The organism is Candidatus Dactylopiibacterium carminicum (assembly GCF_014736495.1).
Classification (GTDB): Bacteria; Pseudomonadota; Gammaproteobacteria; order Burkholderiales; family Rhodocyclaceae; genus Uliginosibacterium; species Uliginosibacterium carminicum.
Genome location: NZ_MDUX01000108.1, coordinates 1 through 3,907 on the forward strand (window position 1 = coordinate 1; position 3,907 = coordinate 3,907).

General features: G+C 59.0%; 2 protein-coding genes. Both read right to left on the minus strand.

The genetic code is table 11. From position 1 onward, the window contains the following. Window positions 1-131: 131 nt before the first annotated feature. Complete coding sequence (locus tag BGI27_RS17490) at window positions 132-1,616, minus strand: pectate lyase family protein (RefSeq protein ID WP_095526054.1); 1,485 nt, start codon at window positions 1,614-1,616, stop codon at window positions 132-134. Window positions 1,617-1,860: 244 nt separating this feature from the next. Continuing rightward, window positions 1,861-3,771, minus strand: coding sequence for an ATP-binding cassette domain-containing protein (locus tag BGI27_RS17495; protein WP_095526055.1), 1,911 nt, complete (start codon window positions 3,769-3,771; stop codon window positions 1,861-1,863). Window positions 3,772-3,907: the final 136 nt, after the last annotated feature.

The window sequence follows — 3,907 nt, forward strand, 5'->3', positions numbered from 1 at the left end:
TGAAAAACAGTATTTCATGAAGCTCGGGGCTGTCTAGGAAACCCGGGGCGATTCATTCGAGGACAGGTGCATCACAAGAAAAAAGCCGACGGCGCGAACTGTCGGCTTTTTCGATGCCTGCTGACGCCTGATCAGAGCTTGCCAGCACCAGCGTTTGCACGCACATAGGCAGGAACTTCACCAGCCGGCTTGACCTTGTTGTTGCCATACAGGGTCGGTTTCCAGCCCACGTCCGGCGACAACGGCTTGCCCGCGGCTTCCTTGATGTCCAGCGGTTTGCCGTTGACCAGCGAACCCGCATCGAAGAACTTCGTGCCACCCATGTTGCCAACAGCATGCTCGGCACTACCGTTCTTGATCTCGAAGACGTTGGCTTCAGAGTAGATCGCCGAATCCTTACCCGCACCCAGAGCCTGACGGAAGATGTTGCCCTTGGGCTTTGGCACAGAAAGCACACGTCTATGGTTTTCATAGGCAGTGGCTTTCGGATCGTCCGCCAAAGTGGCATCGCCCACGAACAGATTGTTGTAGGTGTGCACCTTGCCGAAGCGCACGCGCGGCATGCGCTGGCCGACGTTGTCGAACACGTTGTTGTGGAAGGTCACGCGCAGTTTGCCCGCATCGGAAGTACGGCTGTCGCTGCCACCGATGAGGTTGGTTTTGTCGTGATCCTTGAACAGGCTATAGGAGATCGTGACCAGATCGGCTTCGTTGGTAACGTCTACCGCGCCATCATGATGCTGGACCTTCTGTGTCGGCTCATTGTGCGGGAACGGGAAGACCGGCGGGAACTTGTCATCAGTGCGATCACCTTCGGTGAAAGTGCAGTGGTCGATCCACACGCGCTTGCCACCATTGATGGAAATCGTGTCGTATTCGGAATTCCAGCGCCCCCCTGGGCAGAGCTGCGGCCCCTTGGTGGCATCCACATAGGCTTCCTGGCAACCAGGATAGCTGGCATCGATCTTGAAAGAGTCGCCCGGATCCCATTGCGGGAAATAGTCAAAGGCATCTTCGAAGGTGATGTTGCGGATGATCACATTCTCGGAGCCAGCGCCGATCACCAGATTACCCTTGACGATCTTGGCATCCTTGTCGAGACCGATCAGCGAAGTATTGGAAGGAACCTGCACCACAATGCGCGCTTTTTGACGGGATTGCGAAGCCGCACGAGCTTCTTCCTGCGGACCAGTCAGTTTGCGGATGGGGCGTCCCTTTTCCAGCTTGACGTTCCACACGGTCGGCGCGTAGGCCTTCATGTATTCATTGAAGTCATACGGTGCAACCGCATAATCCTTCTCAGTCAGTTCCTTATTGTTGTCATCCACCGACAGGTTGATGGTGCCCTTGACCAAGATGATCGTGGGCTCTTTGCCCCCCTTAGTCAGGGCCGCGACCAGTTCCTTACGGTTGGTGACCGTAAACCTGTTTTCGGCCTTGGCGCCGATACCGCCGGTCACCGCGCCTTCGGCTGCAGCCCAACCATCGTTGGCGGGCAACGGCTGCGACGCAAGATCGGAACCACCCGTAACGACGGGGCTGGAAACCGGACCGCTTGCGCAAGCGGCCAGCAGTCCGGCCGCTACGAGCGAAGCGAACAGAGTTTGTCTTTTCATATGTCTTCCTCCTGATGTACTCAAGAAACAGAAACCGCGCAAACGATGCGGCACCCGCGCGGAACTGCCGACAAGCGGACAGACCGTGGGATCATAACCTGCATTGATTGCAAGGGCTGCGCCTTCCACCGTATAAAAGCAACTGGGAAGAGCCCCTACGCAGCATTTCCGCCACAAGTCATGGATTGTATTGAGACAGATCGGGCATAGCTCTGACCTACAAGCTCACGTCTGACTCTACTGACTACTTCCGTTCAACTTTGGCTTCCAGAATTTCCCAGCGCTCGAGCAACGCAAGCAAGTCATCATCGATCTGAGCCAGTCGGGCCGTCATGCGGGCAGCTTCGGCTGGTTGCGCACGAAAGATGGTCCCGTCGTTCAACTGCTGCTGCAACGCGCCCTGCTCGCCTTCAAGCGCTTCGATCTTCTCGGGCAGGGCATCCAGCTCGCGCTTCTCGTTGAAACTCAGCTTCGCCGTTCGGTTTGGCACTGCACGGCGCTCGGTCTCCACCGGCCTGACTGTACTGGCACGGGCGGCGGCCTGCTCGGCAATCTCGCGTTCAGCAGTCTTGACGCGTAACCAGTCGTAATAGCCCCCGGCGTATTCACGCCAAAGCCCTTCACCTTCGGCAGCGATGGTCTGAGTGACGACGTTGTCGAGAAAAGTCCGATCATGGCTAACTAGGAAGACCGTACCGTCATACGACTGCAGCAATTCCTCCAACAACTCCAGGGTTTCCACATCGAGATCATTGGTCGGCTCATCCAGCACCAGGATATTTGCCGGCCGGGCAAAAAGACGTGCCAGCAACAACCGGTTGCGTTCGCCACCGGACAAGGTGCGCACCGGACTGCGCGCCCGCTGTGGCGTAAACAGGAAATCCTCCAGATAACCGATCACATGCTTGCGAGTACCCGCGATTTCGACGTAATCCGAGCCTGGGCTGATCACTTCGGTTAATGGAGCCTCGGAATCCAGCGCGGTGCGGAACTGATCGAAGTAAGCGACCTGTTGCTTCGTCCCACCCCGGATGCTGCCCGAGTCCGGCTCCAGCTCGCCAAGAATCAGCTTGAGCAGTGTCGTCTTGCCCGCCCCATTCGGTCCGAGCAGACCAATACGGTCACCGCGCAGAATGCGGGCCGAAAAATCACGGATCACAAGCTTGTCACCAAAGGATTTGCCGACTCCCGTCAACTCGGCAATCAGCTGTCCGCTCGCGTCGCCACGCGCCAGTTGCAGGTTCACGTTACCGAGCCTGTCACGCCGGGCCACCCGCTCTCGGCGCAGACCTTCAAGACGCTTTACGCGCCCTTCGTTGCGCGTGCGGCGCGCCTCCACGCCCTTGCGGATCCACACTTCTTCCTGGGCCAGAAACTTGTCGAACTCGGCATTGCTCTTGGCTTCCATTTCCAGCATCTCGGCTTTGCGACGCTGATACTCCGTGAAGGAGCCCGGAAAGCTTGCCAGCCGACCACGGTCGAGCTCCAGGATGCGGGAAGCGACGTTATCCATGAAAGCGCGGTCATGAGTGATGACCATCACGCCCCCTCGGAACGCACGGATCAGGTCCTCAAGCCAGCCAATGGCCTCCACATCGAGGTGGTTGGTCGGCTCGTCAAGCAACAGCAGATCCGGCTCGCCGGCGAGCGCCCGCGCCAGTGCCACACGCTTGATGCCGCCACCCGACAAGCTTGAAACCTGCAGATCGCCATTGAGCTTTAGGCGGTCGATGACCTGTTCGACCTTGTGATGCAGACTCCAGCCTCCGTCGGCCTCCAGGCGCTGCTGCAGCTCTGCCATGCGCACCATCGCAGCTTCGTTGCCTTCGGCCAGCGCATGCGCGGCAGCATGGTATTCACCGACCAGACGGGCAGCCTCACCCACGCCTTCGGCCACCGTGGCAAACACGTTCCGGTCCAACGGGAAGTCCGGCTCCTGCGCCACGTAGGCAACCTTCAACCCTGGCTGACGCCAGACCACGCCATCGTCCAGCTTCGTCTGCCCCGCCAGCGCGCGCAGCAAGCTGGATTTTCCGGCACCGTTACGCCCGATCAGAGCGACCTTCTCACCCGGCTCCAGCACCAGTTCGGCATGGTCAAGCAGCGCCACATCGCCGAAGGCAAGACAGGCATTCTCAAGGGTCAACAAAGGCATGGCAGGCCACAACGAAATCAGGGGCCGCCATTGTAAGCGAGCCCTTGTATCTTTAAGCCTCGGACCGGCTCGGGTAGCCCGAGCGGCCTCTGGGATGTTTGAAGCCCGTGACTGAGCACTGGGCGCCTGAGCCGGA